Raw genomic sequence first — 25,665 nt, 5'->3', positions numbered from 1 at the left:
AGAAATTGTGAGTTTTCCAATATCCCCTATCACTAAATATATTAATCTATATTTTTCGCAGTATTATTTCCCTTTGGGAGCAAGAGGTTATCTATACTCCAATTGAATTGATGTAGACTCGACAACAATAATCCAGCTCCAGTAAATACAAAAACAGGATATTTAAAAGGCGCACCTATTCCAAGACTAAAAATCATAATAACAGCAAAAACAAATGTAATTATAGCAGCTCCCAATGCGACTATTTTTGTTTTAAAACCAATTAATAAACCTATTCCTATTGCTATCTCTGCTAATGTAGCCAACATCCCCACAACATCGGCTCCGGTTTTATTGAGAAATGGCATTAAAACGTTGGTATAAGCAGAAAAATGGGACCAGTCACCCCAGGCAACTTTTCCTGAGTCAGGAGCTCCAATCAAACCAAACCTGTCCATAACCGGGATTATAAAACCTAGACCAAGTGCGATCCGTAAAAAAAGTTGAGGAATTCCATGTGAGTTTTTCATAATAGTTGATATTGTATGAGTTTATATTAAAAATCGTAATTGCTATTTTATTTGTAATTGAAAAAAAACCTTACTTTTTCTCAGGAACTATTGTGACTCCGGGATCATCCTTTATAAAAAATGCCAACAGCTTAGCTGGTTTTGTCCGGCTTGGGTTTCGTGTACTATTATGCAGCCCTTCCGGCGTTTCATAGAAGCTGTCACCAGCTTTATAAGTATGTGACTTCCCTTCAAATACTGAAACTAACTCTCCCGAAAGTACATATCCGAAAGTCGGACAGGGATGCCTATGTGCTGCAGAGGTTCCTAATGGTGGAAAATCAACAATCATCATTTCTACAGACTTGTGATCAAATCCTTTTCCATTAAGTACCTGCTCCAGAATAACATAATGTGAGCTTATCGGTTCTTTTACATTCTTTTGAGATTGGGCCTGAGTACTTATTCCATACAAACTGCATAGCAGTAATAATTTGGACAATAGTTTTATATTCATTTCTTTTTAAGTGTTACCATCTAACTTCTTCACTAAGAAGGTTAGCAAAATTTGACAACTCAAAATTAGAACACACAACAACCTATTTAAGGGACCAGATTAAAATTCATAAGTGTACCACAGAATTTTTCAAAACAGAATAGGTGATTTTCAATTAATATCTAATATCCCAAAATACTACTGAGTTTATTGAATATATTCAAGAGGATACACTCAGTACTCAAACATTTTTTTTTCAGATTTAACATAATGATTAAAAGACTTATAGCCATTAACATTTGTAATTCAAAAATATTTTATTTGTTTTTCCTTTTTTAATTCAAAAAAACTATATATATTTGCACCCACAAAAAACAAGGTAAATCTTGTTTAAGATGACCTTTAATCGGGGCGTAGCGTAGTCCGGTCATCGCGCCTGGTTTGGGACCAGGAGGTCGCAGGTTCGAATCCTGCCGCCCCGACTGTTTTAGTAATTTTCTCAAAATTACCAATGGGTGCGTAGCTCAGCTGGATAGAGCATCTGCCTTCTAAGCAGACGGTCAAAGGTTCGAATCCTTTCGCGCTCACTCAAAACTCACAATTTTTATTGTGAGTTTTTTATTTTATAACTAACTCAGCAAGGATAGAGCATCCCGATTTTAATCGGGACGCCCAAAGGTTCGAATCCTTTCGCGCTCACTTAAAACTCACAATTTTTATTGTGAGTTTTTTATTTTATAACTAGCTCAGCAAGGATAGAGCATCCCGATTTTAATCGGGACGGTCAAAGGTTCGAATCCTTTCGCGCTCACTTAAACTCACAATTTTTATTGTGAGTTTTTTATTTTACAACTAACTCAGTAAGGATAGAGCATCCCGATTTTTAATCGGGACGGTCAAAGGTTCGAATCCTTTCGCGCTCACTTAAAACTCACAATTTTTATTGTGAGTTTTTTTTGTGTTCATTAGCTTCATGCAATACGTATATTTGGATTATGGAAATTAAAACCTTGAAATTTGATGATGATCTGTGGAATCCAGTAGTTGAGTATGCCCGAAATTGCTCATGGAGGGCCGGAAAAATGCTGGCAAAACTCATGCAGGAAAACAGATTTTTAGACTGGGAAAGAGTTTTTGTTGCAATTGATGATCAAAATATTGCAGGTTACTGTACTATAACAAAAACTGATACTATTCCCGATGTTAACTATACGCCTTATATCGGGTTTATCTTTGTTGGAGAAGACTACCGGGGAATGCGATTAAGTGAGCAATTGATAAAATCAGCTTTGAGCTACGCAAAAGATATAGGATTAAAAAAAGTATATCTTGTGACCCGTGAAAAGGGGCTTTATGAAAAATATGGTTTTATTAAAATTGATGAGAGAAAAAATGCGACAGGTGATCACGACCAAATCTTTCATATTGACATCTGAAACAAGCTGACATTTTATTGCAATTAATTCTACTGTACATATCTAATTTAATACGATTGAAAGTTACCCATCTTATTTAATCTTACATTATAATAACGACAAAGGTTTGGATAAAAAAAACCACCAGGTGTTTGGTGGTTTTGATTCTTGTTGTTAGGCTATTTCAGCTTATAAGCATTCCCATCCCAAAGATAGGTTTTGGAAGAATGTTTCTTTTTTTTCTTATCATGGTCATCTTTCTCCATTTCTTCCATTTTAAATATAATTGTATTAGGAGAACCACCTTTATCATTAGGAAATATAAAACTCTCACTATGATAATAAACATCGGCATCTCCGACGTTCATGAGTTGTGGTAATACCATTAATTTTTTATCCTTAAATAAGACATACTGATCATAACTTGCAATTCCACAGGCTTCACCTGAAACCATTGCTTTTAAGGTCAATTCTACGTTTTGTAATTTATGATTACTTTCGACTGTAAATGTACCGTAACTCAGCTCCTCACCCTGTCCGGTATTGAAGAAAACCTCATCGATTAGTGTACTTCCTTCAAGCGCTTTAATGCTGGCAATATTCTGTTTTAAATTTTCTCCTGACCGTTTATCTTTTTTATTTTCTGTTTTTGAAAGTCCAAAAAGAAAGTCGTATCCATTTTTATTGCGGTATCCTACACAAAGGTTTCCACCCCAGATATAGCCTTCTGCTATTTGCTCTCCCTTCTGATAGGAGATCTTATACCAGTTAGAACGCCTCTCCCCCAACTTCAAAATAGCTTCATCTTTTTGTAGAATGAGAATCTGTTGATTGGTTTGTAAAGAATCCAGGATTTGAGCATCCACTTTAGGTTCCTGTCTAACTCTTGTCCAGTTAGTGAATATTTTTTGCGCCTTATTTTCTTCATATCCAAAGACACCATTGGCATAAGCTTCTTCCTGAGCGGAAAAAAACTGAATTGTAAACAAAAATAAAACAGTAAATAAAGCCTTCATATAATTAATTTGAGTACTACTTTTCAAGCAATAAGCTTACCCACTCTTCTCTTTGTAATTGCTTTTTTAATTCAAGGTTATTTTCCTTACATACTTCCAGAATATCATCTACATCAAAGAAACATAATCCTGACAGCAATAACTTGCCTCCCTCATTTAAAACAGAAACATAAGTCGGAATATCTGAAATCAAAATATTTCGGTTGATATTCGCTAAAATAATATCGTAATTTTCTTTTCCCAGATTATCTGCAGTTCCTTGCTCAATATCAAGAACAACTCCATTTCTTTCAGCGTTTTCCTTAGAATTTTCAACTGACCATTCATCAATATCAATTGCTTTTGTATCTCCTGCTCCTTGTTGCTTCGCAAAAATTGCCAATACTGAAGTACCACATCCCATGTCCAACACTTTTTTACCCTTCAAATCCATATCCATCATCTGTTGGATCATTAAATGTGTTGTTGGGTGATGTCCGGTTCCAAAGGACATTTTAGGCTGAATAATAATCTCATGCATTCCAGGTACAGAATCATGAAACTCTGCTCTGATCAATACTTTATCATCGATATTAATGGGGGAGAAGTTTTTTTCCCATTCTTCATTCCAGTTGATGTTTGGCATTTCCTGGAAAGTATATTCAATTTTTACATTCTCATTCTCAAAAAGGGGTAATGCTTTCAGCTCATTCTCATTAAATAAGTCCTTCTGTATATATCCTAATATCCCTTCCAATTCTTCCGTGAAACTGTCGAAACCTATTTCAATAAGTTCTGCCATTAATATTTCATTCCAAGGTTGAAGTGGGGAAATCTTGAAATCGAATTCTAAATAATTTTGCATGTGATCAATTTGGTACAAAAATAAAGAAAAGCGGATTAAAACCCGCTTCTATTGATATAAAATAAATCATTTAAAATACAGATCAAGGATCTATATTGATAAGAATCTATTCTTAAGGATTGGTTGAAAAAATAGAACCATTAGCAATTAACGCTCGTCTGTTCATTTTCAAAATATCCCTTACCCATTCTGCAAAATCTTCAGGCTGTAAAACTTTATCCGGGTTTCCATCAGTCAGTCCTCCCTGAATACTCATGTCAGAGGCAATAGTACTTGGTGTCAATGTGATCACACGGATGTTTTGTTTTCTCCATTCAGCCATCATAGACTGTGATAGAGACACTACGGCTGCTTTAGAAGCTGCATAGGCAGACATATTCGGTCCTCCTTTTAAACCTGCTGTAGAAGCTACATTCACAATATCCCCCTCTCCTCTTTCTTTTAAGAATGGATATACTGCTTTTGCAGCATAATATACCCCAAAAAGATTGGTTTTAATAACCTGTTCCCAGGTTTCAGAAGGCATTTCCTCAATTGTTCCGAAGTCTCCGATTCCTGCATTATTAATTAAAATATCTACTCCTCCAAGATCTTTTGCTAAAGATTCAATTCCTGATTTCACTGCCGACTCATCATCAACACTGAAGGTTGCATAAGCTGCATTTACTCCCAAATTCTTAATTTCTTCAGCAACAGCTTTTAGATTCGCTTCGTTTCTACCTGTGATTGCCACATTCACTCCCTCATTCGCCAACGCTAAAGCAACTGCTTTACCCAAACCTCTTCCACCACCAGTTACAATGGCATTTTTTCCTTTTATATTCATAATAGTACTTTTTCGTTACACAAATTTACGAAGCAAATTTGTTTAGGCATGAACAAACCAAAAGTTTTTCATCATCCCTGTTAAAAAAATAAAACCGACTCGTACAAGTCGGTTTCTTTGAAAAGTATAGTAAAAATGAAAAAATTAAGGAATAATGATAGGTTCTTTAACCTCAAATTCTTCTGAAGTGGAAAACTGATTTCCATACATATCTATCGCTCTCACTTCAACTTTATGATTTCCTTTAGTTAGCTTGTTCGTAAATCCACCAATCCAGATATGTTTTGCCATTTCAGGATTTGAAGGTCTCCTCCCTGGAAAAAGGTTTTGGGTAGTATCCCATTTGAAAACCGACAACGCAAAATTAGGATCGATCGTTTCATCGTACTCCATGTCTTTCCATTCCGCATTATCAATTCTGTACTCTACTTTATCTTTCTTGCTTCCCATAAAGAAATTAGCCAGTATCTTAGCAGAAGTTTTTGAAGGATATGGAATTACTTTGGGAACGTATAATTTAATTTGATAATCCTCCGGTTTTCCGGCAGTCTTATATTTAACCTTGTATTGATTATCTGTAAAACTGATAAACGAATACCCTTTTGCTGTACCATCCCTCATCGTAGAAGTGGGTAATCCCATTTCATCCGGTGTCCCGGAATACCAATCGCCACAAGTTGTTCCTACATTATATTCATGTAAATCCTTCTCGCCATTCCATCCTGCTTTTTTTCCATAAAAAATCTGCTGCTGGATATGGGTGTGTGCAGATAAAAGAAGTGCGTTGGGAAAAGGACTTAGAAAATCAAATAATTTCTGACGGTCAGCATCTCTAAAATTGTCTTCATTGTGATGTTCTAAAGGAATATGGAAAGAAATCACAATCAATTTATTTTTATCTACCAGTTTAAGATCATTTTCAATGAATTGCAGCTGATCATTACGGAATCCTCCCCAATATCCTTTTCCATCCCTTGGGTCCGGATAAAGAATATCATCCAAAATAATAAAGTGCACATTTCCATAATTAAATGAATAATTAGCCGGTCCAAAATTAGATTCAAATGTCTCATCAGAAAACTGATCTTCTTTGGCGTCATAATTCATATCATGATTACCCATCACATTATACCATGGCAGTCCGATCTCTTTCATTACATCAGCATAAGGTTTTTGCAAACTCAGGTTATCTCCAACCAGGTCTCCCAGACTTATTCCCAAAACAGCATTTTTCTTTGTATTCTTTACTTCATTTACAATCCCTCTTTTAAAATAATCCAATTCTTTTTCTGTGTAAGGCTGAGGGTCTCCAAAAACCAGAATATCAAAATTCTTCTCCTCCTGCTGTCTGTGTAATGCAAAGTTGAGTTCTTTTGGTAATTCTCCTGTTGGGAGCGTACCTTTGTATTTCAAATCTGCAGGTGAACCTTTGGGCTTATACTGATAATAATATTGAGGTAGATTATTCGCATTTAGTGGTGTCATATAGCCGGATGGCTTGATCACAAAAATGGTTTGGTTTTCAGTAACAGGTAGACTGTATTTTCCATTTTTATCCGTTAAGATAACCTGAACACCGTTTGATATAGCAACTCCTTCAATTCCCTTTTCTCGGCTCTCTTTTTTTTGATTTTTATTGGTGTCTTCATACACGTATCCGGATACTGAAGTTTGCGAAAGTGCCATTGCTGAGATCAGCACGCATGGCATTAAAAATTTTATGTTCATAATATGATTGTATTTAAAATTAGAGGTAATCAATTATTTATTCCACCAGGTTTTTATATTGATATCATCACCTCCCATTTGTTGTACAGCTGCCTGATAATTTGCTGTATTGAGCACTTTAGGATTGGGAGGATACATTAATCTTTGAGGAAGATTTCCGTTATTGAGAAGCCCTCCATTGTTTGGAAGTACCGGATATCCTGTTCTTCTTTTCTCAAACCATTGCTGTTGATCAACAAAGAAAAGAGCAATATATTTTTGAAGCATAATCCTTTCCGGATTTCCATTATAAGCTACATTAGGATTTGCAAAGTAATTTGCAGGCATTACAGATCCCCACTGTTCTATTGCTGCTTTTACTCCATTTTCATAATACGTCTGGGCACTTCCCTGAATTATTCCTTTATTTGCAAGCTCAGAAAGTGTAAACTGTAATTCTGCATAAGGATAAATGAGAATATTCAAAGGTGCTTTTGCCAGGTTCTGATTCATATTGGAAGGCTGATAAGTAAATACAGTACCATATGCATATCCTGACGGAGCTCCTTTATATCCAATATTTTGTTGAGAAGCAATATCTTTAGCCTGACCAAAAAACATGGCTAATCGTGGGTCATTATTGGCTTTTAAAGTTTCAACAAAAAACTCTGACGCCGCTCTTCCTGTTGTAAAATCCTGTGGCCTTGCAATAGGTGGAAGAAGTGGTGAAACTCCTGTTATATTTAGCTTTGTTGTTTCCGCATTACTTTGAAAAACAGGATATGTTGCAGGATCATTAACAATCTCCTGTATTCTCTGATGAACATTTACTTCACCATTTTTCTTTAAGATCCTTGTTAATAATCGCAGTGAAAGGGAATTACAAAATTTCTTCCAGTTTAAAATACCATTGGCATCTGATTCAGCCTTATAAAAAAGGTCATTTCCTGTAAGGGGTTTATTAGTAATAAAAAGAGTATTTGCCGCTTTTAAATCATCAAGCAACTGAACGTAAATATCTTTTTGTTTATCGAATTTAGGCTGGGATATACCGTCATCTAATCTCGAAGCTTCCGTGAACGGGACATCACCATATGTATCAGTAAGATTGGAGTAGATCCAAGCATTTAAAACCATGGCAATAGCCTGATAGTTCTGATCATTTTCTTCTATAGCAGCCTCTTTAAGATCTTTTACCTGTTTCAGCCATTTGTATGAGTTATTCCAAAATCCCGATCCTGTATTTTCAGTAAGATAATACCGGCTCAAAGAATTCCCTTCATTTGGGAAATCAAGAGAAACCTGCATGATATCAAATGTAAAATCATTGGCTCTCATATAATTTATGGTAGCCATATTATATTGAATGGGCACCAATAATTTGGCTGCTACAGGATCGCTTATCCTACTCTCGTCAATGTTAACTTCATCCAGACTTCTGTCACAGGAAACAGCAATAAGGCTTACACTTGATACCAGTAATATATTGAATAGTAATTTTTTCATGATTGCAAATTTTAAAATTTAACGTTAAGTTGGATTCCCACTGTTCTTGCTGTGGGGAGCTGCCCCATTTCAACTCCGGGCGTTATTTGACTGTCATTTAATGTCGCAGCTTCAGGATCGAATAATGGAAACTTGGTCCACATCCAAAGATTCCTTCCAAATAATGCTATAGATAAATCTGTCAATTTCAATTGCTCTGTTACACTTTTAGGAAAAGAATAAGATATTCTGGCATCTCTTAATTTGATGAAAGAAGTATCAAATGAATTGGTTTCCACATTGGCTCTTCTATAATAATCAGCATAATATGCTGAAACCGCGACCCCTTTTGTGTTTGGAGAATAAGATCCATCAGGATTTTGTACTACACCCTCTCCTACGATAAGACCATTTGGATTATCCCTTCCGATTAAAGTATGTCCTAATTTACCCTGTTCAGTCATTTTATGATGAGACTGCGAGTAAGCCATTCCTTTGTACTGTCCGTCAAATGAGAAGCTTATTGCAAAGTTTTTATATCTGAATTCATTTTGTAGGCCAGCTCTCCATTTTGGGTAAGCATTCCCTATTTTTTTCATTTCAGTAGGTTTTGCCGTTAAACCATCGGTCCCAAAAACGACCTGTCCGTCGGGTGAATACATTAACCCATATCCATACATATCTCCTAGGGAGCCTCCAACAACAGCATTATAATATACTACTCCTCCTACGCTTGCTAAAGTATAAGGCTGTCCCTGAAATTCATCAGGAAGGGACAAAATCTTATTTCTGTTCATCGACCAGTTAGCATTGATGCTCCAGGAGAAGTTTTTATTCTTAACAGGAAAGGTGTTTAAAGTCATTTCAACTCCTCTGTTTCTTACCTCTCCGGCATTGATTGTTCTTTTGCTATACCCTGTTTCATACAAAGCAGGAATATCTACAATCTGATCTTTTGAGTTGTTCTGATAAGCAGTAATGGAATAACTTATCCTGTTTTTAATAATGCTGAAATCCATCCCGGCCTCAATATTCGTCAGCATTTCAGGCTTCAGGTCAGGGTTCGGAAATAAGGAGGGTGCTTCCACTGACCCTGAAAAGACACTGTTGTTATAATACTTGATCAGTTTATAAGGGCTTGTATCATTTCCTACTTTTGACCAGGAGGCTCTTAATTTCCAATAGTTAAACTGGTTTGAACTTAGTTTGAAAATATCTGAAAGAATAAAGGAAAGCCCTGCAGATGGATAAAAATAAGAGCGGTTATTTTTTGGAAGTGTACTGCTCCAGTCATTTCTTGCAGTAAGATCAAGGAAAATTTTGTTCTGATATCCTAAAGTTACCAAACCATAAGCACTGTTTACCTGCTTATCACTTGGGGTTGCAAACTTTGTAATATTTGAGATCCCATTAGGAAGGGTATAAACTCCTGGCTTAAGAAGTCCGTCTGCCAGATAATCATACATGGTATATTCTGAATAACGGATATTTCCTCCAACGGATGCACTGAAGTCAAAATCTTTAAATGTGTTTTTATAAGTAAATAATAAATCGTTATTAAGATCCATTTGCCTGATATGCTGCTCTCTGTACATTCCCTGAAGGTAATTAGCAGAACTCCATGGTCTTTGTTGGGTCCGTTCTTCATTGGTAAGTTCCATCCCAGATCTGAACATAACCTCAAAATTTTTCACAATTTTATAATTAAGGTTAATGTTTCCGGTAATGAAATTTTTATCCACTCCATTCAGCATTTCATAAGCGATCATATAAGGATTATCAATGTAGGAACTAAACGGATGAATCTGATCAACCTGGTACTTATCTTTTTTCCAGATGGGCTGGTACCATGCCAAATCTACATTCGGGTTCTGAAAGATCATGAAGTAGGAAATTGACTGATTGCTATAACCTGTTGCAGGCAAGTTATCACTCTTTGTTTTATTGTAATTAAATTTAACACCTACTTTTAGTTTTTCATTAATTTTATGATCAAAAGAAAGTGCTGCATTAAATCTGTCAAACCCCGTATTGGGCATCATCCATTCATTTTTAAGATAGGTTAATGATGATCTGAATGATGTATTTTCATTAGATGTTTCTACTGCTATATTGTTTGAAAATGTAGTCCCTGTTTGCCAAAAGCCTTTTATATTGTCTTTGTAGGGTCTCCATAGTTGTCTTTCTGCGCTTTGGCCTTCCAGTAACGGATCATATTGGAAATAAGACTGGCCAGCGAATCTGGGACCAAAAGCACTACTTGTTCCTCCCGTACTTACTCCGTCCGGGGAAGCTCCATATGAATAGAAATAATTCCCTTTGGTATCTTTCTGCATGGTTCCCTGTCCATATTCGTACTGATAATCAGGCCATTTCAAAACAGTATCATAGCTTGAGTAAGAATTTAAAGTAACCTGGACCTTACCTTTTTTTGTTTTCCCGGATTTTGTAGTGATCATTACTGCTCCACCCGCCCCTCTGGAGCCATAGAGGGCTGCAGCTGTAGAACCTTTCAGAATGGTTATGGTTTCAATATCATCCGGATTGATACTGTTGATTCCGTTTCCATAATCGATTGGTAAATCAGCTTTGGCTCCTGCACCGTAAGCAGAGAACCCTGTACCTGTTGTTGAATTGCTGAGAGGAACTCCATCTACAACGATAAGTGCATTATTCTGGTCCATATTCATAGAGATATCTCCTCTCAATTTGATCAATGAGCTTCCTAAGGGACCTGCTCCGGCGGTCTGTATTTTTAGGCCGGCAACTTTTCCTTCCAGAGCCTGCGACCAGTTATTGTTCTGGGTTCTTAAGATTTCCTCCGATTTAATGGTCTCAGCCACATATCCAAGGGATTTATCCTGTCTTTTAATACCTAAAGCAGTTACAACAACTTCATCAATGTTTTTAATGGTATCCTTCTTCGTCTTTTGTTGAGCCGCCAGGTTAACGCTTATTAATCCCAACAGTGATAAAACCAGTAGTTTCTGTGTCTCTTTACGCATATCCTTTTTTGTTTGTGCAAAAGTAAAAGGACCTGCTCAAGATGATTTTAATATTATTTTAACATATATTAAAAAAATATTAAACACAATATGAACGTATCATCAACAATATTCGATATCATTCTGGTTAACAATATCTTAACTCAATTAAGTCTTTTTAATATGATTAGCATAGCTTAATTATCTATCTTTATTGTCTTTTTTTGATTAATTAGCATTGTAAATTAATCAAACATTTCATTTTCAGTGATTTAACAATTAAATCTCCTTATTGATTAAAAAGAATCAGCTTGCCTCTACGAGGCAAGCTGATTCTTTTTAATTGACCGGCTTTTAATCTTTGATGCTATTTATTTTTTAGCTGATCAGGAATATTAGTGGTGATAAACCCAATTCCTTGTCCTTTCAATTTTTCATATACAGTAACATCATTCACTGTCCAGGAATTGGTAATTAATCCTAGTGCTTTAGCTTCAGAGATCCATGTCGGATTTTTCTCGAAAACACTATAATGATAATCCAGCCCGTCTAATCCCTCATTTTTAATTTGCTCAGGGGATAGTTCTCCATTAAGATACTGAACTTTGAATTTTGGCTCTGCTTTTTTAATCTCTTTGCAAATGTTTAAACTAAAAGAAATAAATTCACTTTGAGACTCCAGTTTCATTCCTTTAATTTCTTTCAGTGTCTTTTGAACCAATTCATCTTCCAGTTCTTTTGTTTTTGCAGGTTTGATCTCTACGATTAATTGAAGAGACTTATCTTTCTTTCCTTGTTTCAGATAATCCTTTAAGGTTGGAAAATTTTCACCATTTGATAATTTTGCCTTTTCCAATTCTTTGAAATCCGTTTCAGAGATTTCCATTTTGTCATGATGCTCATCATGATTAACAACCAAAATACCGTCTTTAGTCATTCTTACATCGAATTCAGCTCCGTAGATTTTTAGCTTCTGAGCGTTTTCCAATGATTTCAGTGAATTTTCTGTGGTGGGAGGTTGTGTTTGCCAATAGCCTCTGTGTGCGATAATCTGAGTCTGTGCCTTCATTACAACTGTACTTAAAACTGCTAACCCTAAGATAAAATTTTTCATAATATAATCAGATAATTAAAAATGTCAAAGTCCAGGACTTTGACATAAAGGTAGTATTAAAATTTTAGAAAGTATATTTTGCTCCTAATTGAATTTGGTAAGGATTCCCTGATAAAGGCTCTAAACCACTTGTATTCAATTTATATTGATATTGTTGTGTGGCAGCATCAAATCCCGTAATTCTATACAATGCTGTATTTCCGTAAGATTTATTCACCCCCCATTCTTTGTTAAGTAAATTGGCCACGTTAAAGATATCAACAGAAAGCTCAAATCCACCTATTTTTTCAAACTTGATTTTTTTAGCAATACGGATATCCCAAACTCCATAGAAGCCATTTTTACCTCCATTACGCTCAGCAATCTTATTATTGTAATCAGTGATATAGTTTTTTAATGCTTTTCCTACTTCAGGGTTATCAATTAAAGTCTGGGTAAGATTTGGGAAGATATAAGCAAGATCATTCGTATCTACAAAATCTCCATTTGTATTTCCTCCGGAAGTTAATGAGAATCGTGTCCCTCCTATTCCTGAATATCTTATACCCACTGTAAATCCATAGAATGTCGGAGAGTTTCCGTACAATACCACTTTATTACGGAACTGGTTATCTGAATAAGTCATTCTCAGATTTCTCGGATCACTCTCTACCATTGTAGATAATGTCGCTGAGTTGGCTACATTCCCGTTGTAAGAAGTATTGTCTTTGATATCTGACCAGGTATAACTTGCTGTAATTTCTCCATCTTTAAAATAACGGTAGCTGGTATCAAGTACAAACGAGAATTGATTTACTTTTCCATCACTTACAAGCTCAAGAACCCTTCCGAAATTATTATTAATTCTGCCTGCTTTCCAGTCAACAGTTCCATTAGCATTTACTGTACTCAAAGGAACAAAAACACCTCTTCCACCTTCATTACTCAATGTAAAATAAGGATTAGCTACCATGTTTCTGTCGTAATAGAAATAATTATTTCTTCCTAAAGCAGCATAACCAGCCACCCCTGCCCTGAATCGTTCGTTAAAGAAGTGAGTATAAGAGATATTCGCTTTATAAACGATTGGAATTTTAGCATCTTTACCTGTGTAATTAATGGTAGGAATCTGATATTGTGATAAACTAGGAACAGTTCCATAATCATTTCTATAATTATTGAAGTTCGGGATAGGAACATTATTACCGGTCACATCTACCGTTGCTAAATGTCTTCCGTCAAATACAAGGTTGTTGATCACCATATAATTATTGATATCAGAAGAGAAGATTCCCGCACCAAATTTCAGGAAGTCTTTACTTTCTTCATTGATATTCCAGTCAAATTGAAATCTAGGCTGAATAACGAATGATTTAATACGATTATCGGTTCTGATTCCCATTTGATCATATAGCTTTTGATTAAGCTCGGCTTTCGGGTATCCACCATAATCTAGCCTTAAACCAGCCATTAAGTCAAGTCCTTTGGCAATTTTAGTTTGAATTTGTCCATATACCCCAATATTCCAGATATTTGATTTTACTGAAGGATCATCCATTAAGGGAACTTCTCTGTAAAACCTGTAAGGTGTAAGGTTATTAAAATTATCAACTCCTAAGAATTGAAACCTTCCGTTCACCTCACTACCATAAATAGACTTTGATTTTGTATACATTAAATCTATACCAGCAGTGTATTTGATTTTATCTGTATTATAGTATAAATTATCAACGATCTGAAAAACATTGTTTCTAAAACTTTCCTGCCCAAAACGATGTCCTCCTATCTGAATATTAGTGGTAAGGTCTTTTCCATCAATTGTGGACGGAACACGCTCTACAATAGCTCTTGGAACAGCATGTCCTAATTCACTATTTTGAAAACTATTCTGGTAAGTATATAAATATTGTGCTTTTAATTCATTGGTGAGGTTAGGTTTTAGATTTGATCTTAAGGTTAACAATAAACTGTTATCTAAGTTCTTATCATTTCCATAGGATTCAAAAAAATTGATTGCAGTATTATCTGCCAACCCATTTTTGTTAAAATCATACGTGAAATTATTCCTTAATGTCAATAAGTTTTTAGGGTTAATCTGCCAGTCTAAACGTAAAAAACCTGCATCAGAATTTCTTACTTTATCAAAACTACCAAACTGTGGTGTATTTCCAACACCATATTTAGCTCTACCGATGTTCAAAACCTGATTAAGCGTTTCATTAGTAACATTGAATCTTAAAGCATCATCATTAGTTCTTACATCAGCTATAATCAAAGGTCTGGAATCTAATTGGTGATCCCAGGCAGCAAAAAAGTGCAATTTATTTTTAATAATTGGACCTCCTAATGACACTCCGAACTGCGAAGTTGAAAAGTCGTTGACTCTTTCATTCCCTCTAATGTCATATTTACTGGATAACCATCCTGTTCTAAGGTACTCCCAGGCACTTCCTGTAAAGGTATTTGTTCCTGATTTTGTTACAGCACTTACTGTTCCACCACCACTTCTACCCAGCGTTACATCATATTGGTTTGTTGTAATTTTAAATTCGCGTACAGCTTCAATTGAAATAGAATAGGGAGCACCACTCCGGCTTGTGGTAGATCCTGCAGAAGTTGGATTCTTCGCAGTCATCCCATCAATAGTAAAGTTGGTAGAAGAACCTAACTGCCCGGAAAGATTTCCGCCTTTTCCGCTTAAAGGAGATAGCTCTGTAAGACTGGCAAAATTCCTTCCATTTACGGGTAAGATTCCTATATTTTTAGCTGAGATAGCAGTAGCTGCTCCCAGATTTCCGATTTTGTTTTTTAAATTTCCTGTAACGACTACGGTTTCTATCGTTTTTTCGCTACCCAAATCCATATTGACAGTAACCTGATCACCAAAGTTCACATTGTAGCCTTCTCTTTTTTCGTCATTCACGATAACGGTGTAAGGTCCACCTAAAGGAATTTCTTTAAAGATATACTCACCTTTTGAATTGGTTTCTGTTTCTGTTTTGAAACCTGTTGACTCATTAACAATAGTTACTTTAACTTTTCCCTGTGCATTATTCCCCGTATTTGTAATTTTACCAACAATAGAAGCTTGTGTGGTTTGAGCATATGCCATTGTTCCAAAGCTCAAAAACAACAATCCTAATACAATCTTTACTTTTCTCATCTTTTCAAATTAGCTGGGGCAAAGGTATTAGGTCTTATGAAGCTTCTATTTAAGAGAATTTTAACATTTCTTTAATTAAATTAGAACGTTCTGTTAAATAATTACTAACAAAATATATAAAAATTTGAAAACCAAATAATTAAATAATGTTACATACTTTTAATCTTTCTACACTATTTAATTATCTTATTTTTTAAATGAAATTAGTTTTAGCTATTTTTGCTTAAAAGAAATAATAGCAATGTCTGAAAACATTCAACAAAAGATAGAGCAGCTTCGTAAGGATCTTCATCAACATAATGAAAATTATTATTTACTGGATGAACCCACTATTTCAGATTTGGAATTTGATCTGTTATTAAAGGAGCTTCAGGATCTTGAAGCAAAGCACCCGGAATTTTATGATGTAAACTCTCCAAGTATGCGCGTGGGTGGTGGAATAACTAAAGTTTTCCCTACTATTCAGCATCAGTTCAGAATGTATTCTTTGGACAATTCTTATGATTTTGATGACCTGGAAGATTGGGAAAAACGAATTATCAAAACAATTAACGATCCGGTCGAATTTGTCGCTGAATTGAAATACGATGGTGCTTCCATTTCTATTCTTTATGAAAATGGAAAATTAGTACAGGGGGTTACCAGAGGAGATGGCTTTCAGGGAGATGAAATCACTGCGAATGTACGGACCATTTCAGATATTCCTTTAACTTTAAAAGGAGATTTCCCCTATCGTTTTTTTATGCGTGGTGAAATTTACCTGACAAGAAAAAACTTTGATAAAATCAATAAACTTCGTGAAGAAGAGGGATTGGATCCGTTTATGAATCCAAGAAATACAGCAAGTGGAAGTTTGAAAATGCAGGATAGTGGTGAAGTCAGAAAACGAGGACTATCTTCTGTTTTATATCAATATATTTCTGAAGAAGTCCCTGCAGAAAGCCATTGGGAATTACTTCAAAAAGCTCAGACATGGGGTTTTAAAACTTCTCAACAGGCAAAGCTTTGCACAACATTAGATGAAGTAAAGGATTTTATCACTTTCTGGGACACAGAACGGCACAACCTCCCTTTTGAAATTGATGGTATTGTATTAAAAGTTAATTCTCTGCAACAGCAAAGACAGCTTGGATATACAGCAAAATCGCCTCGTTGGGCGATGGCTTATAAATTTAAAGCCGAAAAAGTAGAAACAGAATTACAAAGTGTTTCTTATCAGGTGGGAAGAACAGGAGCCATTACCCCGGTTGCCAATCTGAAACCCGTTTTATTAGCTGGAACGATTGTTAAAAGAGCATCTCTCCATAATGAGGATATCATTAAAAAATTAGATCTTCACGAACATGACTTTGTCTATGTAGAAAAAGGAGGTGAAATTATTCCTAAAATTGTTGGAATCAACACTGATAAAAGAAATAAGGAAAGTAAAGAAATTGAATATATTAAACATTGTCCAGAATGCGGGACAGAACTTGTAAAAGTTGAAGACCAGGCGATCCATTTCTGCCCGAATGAGCTTCACTGCCCTCCTCAGGTAGTTGGGAGAATGATCCATTATGTTTCCAGAAAGGCTTTAAATATAGAAAATTTAGGAAGTGAAACTATTGAGCAATTGTATAGAGAAAAACTGATTGAAAATCCAGCTGATTTCTATGCTTTAACAAAAGAACAACTGCTTCCTCTAGAAAGAATGGCTGAAAAATCTGCCCAGAACATTATTTCAGGAATTGAAAAGTCAAAAGAGATTCCGTTCGAGAAAGTTTTGTACGGTATCGGGATCAAACATGTTGGGGAAACGGTTGCCAAGAAGTTGGTTAAAAATTTTGCCACCATTGATGATTTAAAAGCTGCTACCGCAGAAGAGCTTTGCCAGGTAGAAGATATCGGATCAAAAATAGCTTACAGTATTGAGGCATTTTTCAATAACCCTGAAAATCTGTTAATGCTGGAACGTCTGAAATCGTATGGTGTTCAACTTGAAAAAGGAGAAAGTACCAATGAGGTTTTATCTAATGTTCTTGAGGGAAAAACATTTTTGTTTACAGGTAAACTATCTTTATTCACAAGAGAATCGGCAGAAGATATGGTAGAAAAACATGGGGGGAAGAATATTTCAGCCGTTTCCAAAAACCTCAATTTCCTTGTGGTGGGTGAAAAAGCTGGAAGTAAGCTAAAGAAAGCTCAGGATATAGGGACGATTGAGATTCTTGATGAACAGCAATTTCTGGATTTGATAGAAAAACAATAAATTAATGTTAAAAAAAGACTGTCAACTGAAGGCAGTCTTTTTTTATGAGCTTTCACCATCACTTAAGAATTTATCGTATTTTTATTTAAGGTTTTAATTGTACACCAATGGATTTTTTGCAAGATCATTATTCTATTCAAAACGAACTCTTACTGATATTCATTTCAGTGATACTTGGGCTTTTTATAGGTGCTGAGCGTGAATACAGAAATAAGTCAGCTGGGCTTCGTACATTCATTCTGGTTTGTTTCGGATCGTGTCTCTTTACTATTTTATCAATCAAAATAGGAGTTCAAAATCCGGATCGTTTAGCTGCCAATATTATTACCGGAATTGGTTTTCTGGGAGCTGGGGTCATCTTTAAGGGAGACAATAAAATAGATGGAATTACAACAGCGACCACAATTTGGGCAACGGCTTCTATTGGAATGGCTGTAGGTTCAGGATATGTTTACTTTTCTTTATTAGGCACGGCCTTAGTCCTTTTGATCTTGAGCTCGCTTAGCTATCTTCAGAATTTTATTGATAATAATCACAAGATCAGGGAATATAAAATATCCATTTCAGCTTCAGATCATATCAGCCATTGTGAAGAGTTATTCAGAAATAATCATCTGAAGTTTCTCATTATGCGCCAACAGTATTCACAGGGAAGTTTGATTACAACCTGGAGACTAACAGGAAATACAAAACATCACGAGCTATTGATCAGACAAATGATGAATGATCCTAAAATAATGTCCTATCAGTTTTAGAACAAAAAAACTCTCTATTTTTTCTTGAAAATATAGAAATCCTTATTGGGTCCCGTAATTTCCTTACCTTCCAGATCAAGCTGGTTAAGGTGGTTTTCGCCGACCTTATATTTGTAATTAGCCAATTTCCCTTTTAAAGTAATAATACTTCCGGCTTTATCCCATTGAAACGTACCTTTATCTTCATTTATTGATTTTCTGTCAATATATTCCTCTGTAATCATAAATGTGTTGTCTTTATTTAATGTAAGAGAGGTTTTTATTCCCGGACAATCTGCACAAGGAAGTACGGCTTCATAAGTTCCGCTCCAATCTAAAGAAATTTGGGAATTATGCCCATCTGCTACAGAGTCAACTGTCACAGAGTCCATTGGCTTTTGAACAGTTACTGAATCTGTTTCCGGCTTGGAAAATAGCTCCCTTTTCTTTTCATTTGGCGAACATGAAAGTAAAAATATAGCCAACACTCCTCCTGATAAAATTGCTTTGTTCTTCATAAAATGTTGTATTGATATTGGTTTTACAATAACGTAAACATCTCAATTATATTTTTCAATACGAAGTATTAAATGCTCTTTAATTTAATTCCACACCCGTTTTCCGTGCATTTACTAGCCTATAATCTCAATTTTCTTCGTAAATTGGACAAAATTTTTGATTATGATAAAAAAGATACTTTTATCTGCATTTCTTTTGCCTGCTGCGATGGCTTTTGCCCAGCAATATGGAGGAATGTGGATTCCCACGGAGCTGAATGAAAAGGAAATGAAAGACTTGGGAATGAAAATCTCTGCAAAAGACATCTTCAATCCTCAAAAAGCCAGTATTAAAGATGCTGTTGTTCAATTCAATGGCGGCTGTACGGCTGAAATTATTTCCCCAAAAGGATTATTATTAACCAATCATCACTGCGGTTATGGGCAGATTCAGGCTCACTCTACGGTACAAAATGACCTTCTTTCCAATGGTTTCTGGGCAACCAATATGAGCACAGAACTTCCTAACCCGGGAGTAACAGTAGATTTCATTGTAGATATCAAAGAAGTAACCGACCAGATTTTAGAGGGAACCGACAATCTTACAGAACCTGATCTTACTAAAAAAATCAATAATAATATTGAGATCTATAAAAACTCTCAAAAAATTGAAAATTATCAGTCGATTGCTGTAAAATCCATGTATTATGGTAATAAATATTATGCCTATACAATAGAAACATATAAAGATATCCGTCTAGTTGGCGCTCCGCCACAAAGCATCGGTAAATTTGGTAGTGATACTGATAACTGGGTATGGCCGAGACATACGGGTGATTTCTCAATGTTTAGAATTTACGCTGATAAAAATAACAAGCCTGCAGAATATTCAAAGGATAATGTACCTTATGTTCCAAAACATTTCCTTCCCGTTTCCATTAAGGATAAAAATGAAAATGATTTTACTTTCGTATTTGGCTTCCCAGGAAAAACAACAGAATATCTTCCCGCAGTTGCAGTTGAGAAAATCATGACCGAAATTGATCCGGCAAAAATTGCTGTTCGTGATATCGCTTTAAAAACCCTAGACGAAAAAATGCGTGTAGACAATGCAACACGTATTAAATATGCTTCCAAATATGCTTCCGTAGCCAATTACTGGAAAAAGTGGATTGGGGAAGTAGAAGGCCTTAAAAAGTCCGGCGCAGTTGATAAGAAAGTAATGTATGAGGGATCTTTGGTTTCTAAAAATTCTGAAATCAAAACAACCCTTGATCAACTTAATAAGCTGTATACAGATCAAGCTCCATACGCCTTAAACAATGCCTATTATTCTGAGGTAATCAGAAACGCAGAGACCTTAAAGCTTGCCAGCGATTATTATAACTATATCAGTTCTGTAGAAGCTGGAAGAATGGATGAAAAAGCTTTGGCATCTCTAAAGGATAAACTTAGTTCTTTTTACAAAGACTACAGCCCTGAGCTAGATGCAAAAGTAACAGCGAAACTCCTCGCTTTATATGCAAATAAAACAAGTGCCCAGTTTTTGCCTTCAGGATTTGATAAGTTTAAAAATGAAAACCAAAATATCCAGAGTATAGAAGAAATATCTAAAAACTCCGTTATTACGGGAAGAGCTGCTGTAAATGGAGCAAATCTGAGCACTGATATTGATAAAGCTTTTTCTAACCAGGATAAGTTGATCAAAGTACTTAAGAAAGATCCGGTATATCAATTATATCTTTCCATAAGAGATACCTATATGAAAACTGCTGATCCACAATTTACATCCATTCAGACAAAAATTGATGCATTGCAGAAAAAATTCATGGCGCAGCAGATAACGACAGATAAGGATAGAAAATTTTTCCCTGATGCTAATTCAACACTTCGTGTAACCTACGGTAGAGTTAAAGGTTCAAGTCCAAGGGATGCTGTTTCTTATGGATATCAGACCCATTTAGCGGGAGTCATAGAAAAATATGTACCTGGAGATTATGAGTTTGATGTTCCTAAAAAACTTATTGATCTTTATAACAAAAAAGATTTTGGAAATTACAGAGATAAAGCAGGTGACGTTCCAGTAGGATTCACCGCCACCAACCATACAACAGGAGGAAACTCAGGAAGTCCCGCTCTTGATGCCTATGGAAATCTGGTTGGATTGAATTTCGACAGACAGTGGGAAGGAACAATGAGTGATATTAATTACGATCCACGTTTCAGCCGAAATATAATGGTTGATACCAAATACATCTTATTCATCATTGATAAATTTGCAGATGCTAAATGGCTCATCGATGAAATGAAGATTATAAAATAATTGTTATCTCGACAATAACTGACAAGACCTATTTAATTTATTTTAAATAGGTTTTTTTATGATTTGTTTCAAATAAAATTGTCGGGAACTAAGAGATAGTATTAGGCATAGGTAAAATCTATAGAAAAATATTTTCCAAGGTCAAACCTCTATGTAACTTTAGTAAAAACAATTTATGAATGGCAATCATCTTAAAATCTGTACTGAATGTGGTACACAATATCCAAATGATTATAATAATGACCTGTGTATAATTTGCAAAGACGAAAGGCAAGCTATGCCTCAAAGCGGACAGACATGGACAACCCACGAAAAGCTCTTGGAAAAGCACAGTGTGAAAATAAAAAAGATCAATGAACACCTTTATGAATTATTAGTTAATCCAGGATTTTCTATCGGTCAACGCGCTTTACTTATACTTTCCGAAAGTGGAAATATATTATGGGATTGCATCCCTTTATTAGATGAAGGACTAGTGGAATTTATTAATACTAAAGGAGGTTTAAAAGCTATAGCTTTTTCGCACCCACATTACTATTCCAACATGAAAATGTGGGCTGAAACTTTTAACTGTACAATTTACATTCATGAAAATGACAGACAATGGGTAGCCAATGGTGGCGATTTTATAGAATATTGGCCCGGTAATCAACTTGAACTATGGGATCAATTAAAACTTCACAATATCGGCGGACATTTTGAGGGAAGCTCAATTATAGAAATACCATGGATGAGTGAAAACGGAACTCTTTTAATTGGAGATACCATGTATTTATCACCTTCAATGAAACATTTTGCAACCATGAGAAGCTATCCCAACCGGATTCCTCTCCCATTACATGAAATTAGAAGAATTGAAAAGCGCTTTGAAGAAATCCAGTATGATACGATTTATGGTTTTTATCCATATCAAAATGTGAATAATAATGCGAAAGAGATTGTGAGGAGCTCATTTGCTGCTTATCAGTAATCGACTAAAATTGAAAAGTTGAAAGTTGAAAATGGAGAGTTGAGAGTTTGTATGGTTATAGGTAAGTTTTGGCTAAAGCCAATAAGCTTTTGCATTTTTTATTGAAGGCGGGCTAAAGCCCACCTCTAGTGATAAGGCAATCAGTAGTAGTAGTAGTAGTAGTAGTAGTAGTAGTAGTAGTAGTAAGGAATATATTAGAAGGAATCATTGATCAATAATGACAGATTGCCTCGCCCTCATAACTCATAACTCCTATGATCAATTATTGATTATTGATTGGGTATGTATGGATAATGATAATGTATGTACCAAAAAAAAGTCTCATACAAATAAATGTATGAGACTTTTAAATAAAAACTGGCGGCGACCTACTCTCCCGCTTTCGCAGTACCATCGGCGCTGGTGGGCTTAACTTCTGTGTTCGGAATGGGAACAGGTGAGCCCCACCGCTAAAACCACCCTAAAGAAGGTATATAAGACTTTGAGATTTTAAGAGTCGAGACACGAGACTTTTAGTCTCTTTTCTCTTATCTTTACATCTCTTGTCTGTTTTAATCGATAAAAACAATCACAAAGAGGTAACCTTGCTGCACTTTCGTGCGCCTTATTAGGCTATAAATCTACGGGTAATTAGTACTACTCGGCTATGACATTACTGCCTTTACACCTATAGCCTATCAACGTGGTCATCTCCCACGACCCTTAAAAGATGTCTCATCTTGAGGCGAGTTTCGCACTTATATGCTTTCAGTGCTTATCTCTTCCAAACGTAGCTACTCAGCAGTGCACCTGGCGGTACAACTGATACACCAGAGGTTTGTTCAATTCGGTCCTCTCGTACTAGAATCAAGCCCTCTCAAACATCTAACGCCCGCAATAGATAGAGACCGAACTGTCTCACGACGTTCTGAACCCAGCTCGCGTGCCACTTTAATGGGCGAACAGCCCAACCCTTGGGACCTTCTCCAGCCCCAGGATGTGACGAGCCGACATCGAGGTGCCGAACCTCCCCGTCGATGTGAGCTCTTGGGGGAGACTAGCCTGTTATCCCCGGAGTACCTTTTATCCTATGAGCGATGGCCCTTCCATACGGAACCACCGGATCACTATGTCCTGCTTTCGCACCTGATCGACTTGTAGGTCTCACAGTCAAGCACCCTTATGCCATTACACTCTACGCACGGTTACCAAGCGTGCTGAGGGTACCTTTGAAAGCCTCCGTTACTCTTTTGGAGGCGACCACCCCAGTCAAACTACCCACCACGCAATGTCCTTCTAAAAGAAGTTAGGCTCCAAGTAAGTAAAGGGTGGTATTTCAACGTTGACTCCACAAACACTAGCGTGCCTGCTTCAAAGTCTCCCACCTATCCTACACATTACTTACTCAAAGTCAATACGAAGTTATAGTAAAGGTTCACAGGGTCTTTTCGTCCCATTGCGGGTACTCGGCATCTTCACCGAGACTACAATTTCACAGAGCTCATGGTTGAGACAGTGCCCAGATCGTTACACCATTCGTGCAGGTCGGAACTTACCCGACAAGGAATTTCGCTACCTTAGGACCGTTATAGTTACGGCCGCCGTTTACTGGGGCTTCAGTCAAACGCTTCGCTTACGCTAACGCCCTTCCTTAACCTTCCAGCACCGGGCAGGTGTCAGACCCTATACTGCATCTTTCGATTTTGCAGAGTCCTGTGTTTTTGATAAACAGTCGCCTGGGCCTCTTTACTGCGGCCACCATTGCTGATGGCGTCTCTTCTCCCGAAGTTACGAGACTATTTTGCCTAGTTCCTTAACCATGATTCACTCTAGCACCTTAGGATTCTCTCCTCGACTACCTGTGTCGGTTTTGGTACGGGTTGCTTCACTTCGGCTTTTCTTGGAAGCACTTTCCCTACAGCAGCTTCGCCCGAAGGCTAGGCCTTGACTATTCCGTCAGTCTCCAGTAAGTACGGCACTCCGTCCCCTTTTTAGTGTGAGCAAGTATGGGAATATTAACCCATTGTCCATCCACTACCCCTTTCGGGTTCGCGTTAGGTCCCGACTAACCCTCAGCTGATTAGCATGGCTGAGGAAACCTTAGTCTTTCGGTGAGGGGGTTTCTCGCCCCCTTTATCGTTACTTATGCCTACATTTTCTTTTCTATCCGCTCCACAATACCTCACGATACTGCTTCGGCGCAAATAGAATGCTCCCCTACCAGATACAACCCAACGGTTGTAAATCCATAGCTTCGGTAATATGTTTATGCCCGATTATTATCCATGCCGGACCGCTCGACTAGTGAGCTGTTACGCACTCTTTAAATGAATGGCTGCTTCCAAGCCAACATCCTAGCTGTCAATGCAGTCCAACCGCGTTGCTTCAACTTAACATATATTTGGGGACCTTAGCTGTTGGTCTGGGTTCTTTCCCTCTCGGACATGGACCTTAGCACCCATGCCCTCACTGCCGTAGAACATTTATTAGCATTCGGAGTTTGTCAGGAATTGGTAGGTGGTGAAACCCCCGCATCCAATCAGTAGCTCTACCTCTAATAAACTTATATACGACGCTGCACCTAAATGCATTTCGGGGAGTACGAGCTATCTCCCAGTTTGATTGGCCTTTCACCCCTACCCACAGGTCATCCGAAGACTTTTCAACGTCAACCGGTTCGGTCCTCCACTCTGTGTTACCAGAGCTTCAACCTGCCCATGGGTAGATCACAAGGTTTCGCGTCTAATCCTACTAACTATACGCCCTATTCAGACTCGCTTTCGCTCCGGCTCCGGACCTGAAGTCCTTAACCTCGCTAGTAAAATTAACTCGTAGGCTCATTATGCAAAAGGCACGCCGTCACCCAACTTGTGGGCTCCGACCGCTTGTAGGCGTACGGTTTCAGGTTCTATTTCACCCTTCTATTCGAAGTGCTTTTCACCTTTCCTTCACAGTACTTGTTCACTATCGGTCTTTCAGGAGTATTTAGCCTTGGAGGATGGTCCCCCCATATTCAGACAGGATTTCACGTGTCCCGCCCTACTCATTTATCACTTAAATATGCCTTTCATATACGGGGCTATCACCCTCTATGGCTGTTCTTTCCAGAACATTCTATTAAACATATAAAAGCTTTTGGGCTAATCCGCTTTCGCTCGCCACTACTTACGGAATCTCTTCGATTTCTTTTCCTCCGGGTACTTAGATGTTTCAGTTCTCCGGGTTTGCTCCTCCTAAGAGGTGACTGGTCTTCAACCAGCCGGGTTGCCCCATTCGGACATCTCGGGATCAATTCGTGTGTGCCAATCCCCCGAGCTTTTCGCAGCTTACCACGTCCTTCGTCGCCTCTGAAAGCCTAGGCATCCGCCATACGCCCTTAACGATTTCTTTCCTAATA

16 protein-coding genes, 2 tRNA genes and 2 rRNA genes are annotated in these 25,665 nt (G+C 36.9%); 7 read left to right on the top strand and 13 right to left on the bottom strand.

Annotated elements, in window-relative coordinates; genetic code table 11:
• Positions 1-41: 41 nt before the first annotated feature.
• Both CEY12_RS19720 and CEY12_RS19715 read right to left on the bottom strand, forming a co-directional pair.
• Entirely contained in the window at positions 42-509 is a 468-nt protein-coding gene (locus CEY12_RS19720) for a DoxX family membrane protein (RefSeq protein ID WP_089029288.1), read from the bottom strand.
• A gap of 70 nt (positions 510-579) precedes the next feature.
• Entirely contained in the window at positions 580-1,005 is a 426-nt protein-coding gene (locus CEY12_RS19715; protein WP_089029287.1) for a cupin domain-containing protein, read from the bottom strand.
• A gap of 386 nt (positions 1,006-1,391) precedes the next feature.
• Here CEY12_RS19715 and CEY12_RS19710 point away from each other — a divergent pair.
• From CEY12_RS19710 to CEY12_RS19700, 3 genes are all read left to right on the top strand, one after another.
• Positions 1,392-1,466 (top strand) — tRNA-Pro (locus CEY12_RS19710).
• 31 nt (positions 1,467-1,497) lie between these two features.
• Positions 1,498-1,571: transfer RNA gene (locus tag CEY12_RS19705), tRNA-Arg, on the top strand.
• 408 nt (positions 1,572-1,979) lie between these two features.
• Positions 1,980-2,420 (top strand): GNAT family N-acetyltransferase, encoded by a 441-nt coding sequence (locus tag CEY12_RS19700; RefSeq protein ID WP_089029286.1) that lies wholly within the window; start codon positions 1,980-1,982, stop codon positions 2,418-2,420.
• 158 nt (positions 2,421-2,578) lie between these two features.
• Here CEY12_RS19700 and CEY12_RS19695 read toward each other — a convergent pair whose 3' ends face one another.
• From CEY12_RS19695 to CEY12_RS19660, 8 genes are all read right to left on the bottom strand, one after another.
• Positions 2,579-3,415: an SH3 domain-containing protein gene (locus tag CEY12_RS19695; RefSeq protein ID WP_089029285.1), complete on the bottom strand. Its 837-nt coding sequence runs from the start codon at positions 3,413-3,415 to the stop codon at positions 2,579-2,581.
• Positions 3,416-3,431: 16 nt separating this feature from the next.
• Positions 3,432-4,259, bottom strand: a complete 828-nt coding sequence (gene prmA / locus CEY12_RS19690; protein ID WP_089029284.1) for a 50S ribosomal protein L11 methyltransferase — start codon at positions 4,257-4,259, stop codon at positions 3,432-3,434.
• 112 nt (positions 4,260-4,371) lie between these two features.
• Positions 4,372-5,085, bottom strand: a complete 714-nt coding sequence (locus CEY12_RS19685; protein ID WP_089029283.1) for a 3-ketoacyl-ACP reductase — start codon at positions 5,083-5,085, stop codon at positions 4,372-4,374.
• A gap of 144 nt (positions 5,086-5,229) precedes the next feature.
• Positions 5,230-6,813 (bottom strand): calcineurin-like phosphoesterase C-terminal domain-containing protein, encoded by a 1,584-nt coding sequence (locus tag CEY12_RS19680; protein ID WP_089029282.1) that lies wholly within the window; start codon positions 6,811-6,813, stop codon positions 5,230-5,232.
• 33 nt (positions 6,814-6,846) lie between these two features.
• Positions 6,847-8,298 carry a SusD/RagB family nutrient-binding outer membrane lipoprotein gene (locus CEY12_RS19675; protein WP_089029281.1) on the bottom strand — a complete coding sequence of 484 codons (1,452 nt, stop codon included), beginning with the start codon at positions 8,296-8,298 and terminating at the stop codon, positions 6,847-6,849.
• 11 nt (positions 8,299-8,309) lie between these two features.
• Positions 8,310-11,282 (bottom strand): SusC/RagA family TonB-linked outer membrane protein, encoded by a 2,973-nt coding sequence (locus tag CEY12_RS19670; RefSeq protein ID WP_089029280.1) that lies wholly within the window; start codon positions 11,280-11,282, stop codon positions 8,310-8,312.
• Between the two features lie 346 nt (positions 11,283-11,628).
• Positions 11,629-12,375, bottom strand: a complete 747-nt coding sequence (locus tag CEY12_RS19665) for a glycerophosphodiester phosphodiesterase family protein (protein ID WP_089029279.1) — start codon at positions 12,373-12,375, stop codon at positions 11,629-11,631.
• 64 nt (positions 12,376-12,439) lie between these two features.
• Complete coding sequence (locus CEY12_RS19660) at positions 12,440-15,517, bottom strand: TonB-dependent receptor (RefSeq protein ID WP_089029278.1); 3,078 nt, start codon at positions 15,515-15,517, stop codon at positions 12,440-12,442.
• Between the two features lie 241 nt (positions 15,518-15,758).
• On the opposite strand from CEY12_RS19660, the gene ligA reads away from it, so the two are divergent.
• Both ligA and CEY12_RS19650 read left to right on the top strand, forming a co-directional pair.
• Positions 15,759-17,765 (top strand): NAD-dependent DNA ligase LigA, encoded by a 2,007-nt coding sequence (ligA, locus tag CEY12_RS19655; RefSeq protein ID WP_089029277.1) that lies wholly within the window; start codon positions 15,759-15,761, stop codon positions 17,763-17,765.
• A gap of 107 nt (positions 17,766-17,872) precedes the next feature.
• Positions 17,873-18,520 carry an MgtC/SapB family protein gene (locus tag CEY12_RS19650; RefSeq protein ID WP_089029276.1) on the top strand — a complete coding sequence of 216 codons (648 nt, stop codon included), beginning with the start codon at positions 17,873-17,875 and terminating at the stop codon, positions 18,518-18,520.
• A gap of 14 nt (positions 18,521-18,534) precedes the next feature.
• On the opposite strand, the gene CEY12_RS19645 is transcribed toward CEY12_RS19650, so the two are convergent.
• Positions 18,535-19,017 carry a copper resistance protein NlpE gene (locus CEY12_RS19645; RefSeq protein WP_089029275.1) on the bottom strand — a complete coding sequence of 161 codons (483 nt, stop codon included), beginning with the start codon at positions 19,015-19,017 and terminating at the stop codon, positions 18,535-18,537.
• Between the two features lie 163 nt (positions 19,018-19,180).
• Between CEY12_RS19645 and CEY12_RS19640 the strand changes: the two genes are divergently transcribed.
• Complete coding sequence (locus tag CEY12_RS19640; protein ID WP_089029274.1) at positions 19,181-21,319, top strand: S46 family peptidase; 2,139 nt, start codon at positions 19,181-19,183, stop codon at positions 21,317-21,319.
• A 175-nt stretch (positions 21,320-21,494) separates the two neighbouring features.
• Complete coding sequence (locus tag CEY12_RS19635) at positions 21,495-22,289, top strand: MBL fold metallo-hydrolase (RefSeq protein WP_157676861.1); 795 nt, start codon at positions 21,495-21,497, stop codon at positions 22,287-22,289.
• Positions 22,290-22,644: 355 nt separating this feature from the next.
• On the opposite strand, the gene rrf is transcribed toward CEY12_RS19635, so the two are convergent.
• Together rrf and CEY12_RS19625 are read right to left on the bottom strand one after the other, a co-directional pair.
• Positions 22,645-22,752, bottom strand: a 5S ribosomal RNA gene (rrf, locus tag CEY12_RS19630).
• A 147-nt stretch (positions 22,753-22,899) separates the two neighbouring features.
• Positions 22,900-25,658 (bottom strand): 23S ribosomal RNA (locus CEY12_RS19625).
• Positions 25,659-25,665: the final 7 nt, after the last annotated feature.

The organism is Chryseobacterium sp. T16E-39, from assembly GCF_002216065.1.
Taxonomy (GTDB): Bacteria; Bacteroidota; Bacteroidia; order Flavobacteriales; family Weeksellaceae; genus Chryseobacterium.
Note: the sequence above shows the minus strand (reverse complement) of the source record. Positions and strands in the feature narration are given on the sequence as shown.

Bases quoted from the DNA above. Each gene is read 5' to 3' on its own strand.
- CEY12_RS19720 (WP_089029288.1), bottom strand. From the start codon at position 509: ATGAAAAACTCACATGGAATTCCTCAACTTTTTTTACGGATCGCACTT.
- CEY12_RS19715 (WP_089029287.1), bottom strand. From the start codon at position 1,005: ATGAATATAAAACTATTGTCCAAATTATTACTGCTATGCAGTTTGTAT.
- CEY12_RS19700 (WP_089029286.1), top strand. From the start codon at position 1,980: ATGGAAATTAAAACCTTGAAATTTGATGATGATCTGTGGAATCCAGTA.
- CEY12_RS19695 (WP_089029285.1), bottom strand. From the start codon at position 3,415: ATGAAGGCTTTATTTACTGTTTTATTTTTGTTTACAATTCAGTTTTTT.
- prmA (WP_089029284.1), bottom strand. From the start codon at position 4,259: ATGCAAAATTATTTAGAATTCGATTTCAAGATTTCCCCACTTCAACCT.
- CEY12_RS19685 (WP_089029283.1), bottom strand. From the start codon at position 5,085: ATGAATATAAAAGGAAAAAATGCCATTGTAACTGGTGGTGGAAGAGGT.
- CEY12_RS19680 (WP_089029282.1), bottom strand. From the start codon at position 6,813: ATGAACATAAAATTTTTAATGCCATGCGTGCTGATCTCAGCAATGGCA.
- CEY12_RS19675 (WP_089029281.1), bottom strand. From the start codon at position 8,298: ATGAAAAAATTACTATTCAATATATTACTGGTATCAAGTGTAAGCCTT.
- CEY12_RS19670 (WP_089029280.1), bottom strand. From the start codon at position 11,282: ATGCGTAAAGAGACACAGAAACTACTGGTTTTATCACTGTTGGGATTA.
- CEY12_RS19665 (WP_089029279.1), bottom strand. From the start codon at position 12,375: ATGAAAAATTTTATCTTAGGGTTAGCAGTTTTAAGTACAGTTGTAATG.
- CEY12_RS19660 (WP_089029278.1), bottom strand. From the start codon at position 15,517: ATGAGAAAAGTAAAGATTGTATTAGGATTGTTGTTTTTGAGCTTTGGA.
- ligA (WP_089029277.1), top strand. From the start codon at position 15,759: ATGTCTGAAAACATTCAACAAAAGATAGAGCAGCTTCGTAAGGATCTT.
- CEY12_RS19650 (WP_089029276.1), top strand. From the start codon at position 17,873: ATGGATTTTTTGCAAGATCATTATTCTATTCAAAACGAACTCTTACTG.
- CEY12_RS19645 (WP_089029275.1), bottom strand. From the start codon at position 19,017: ATGAAGAACAAAGCAATTTTATCAGGAGGAGTGTTGGCTATATTTTTA.
- CEY12_RS19640 (WP_089029274.1), top strand. From the start codon at position 19,181: ATGATAAAAAAGATACTTTTATCTGCATTTCTTTTGCCTGCTGCGATG.
- CEY12_RS19635 (WP_157676861.1), top strand. From the start codon at position 21,495: ATGAATGGCAATCATCTTAAAATCTGTACTGAATGTGGTACACAATAT.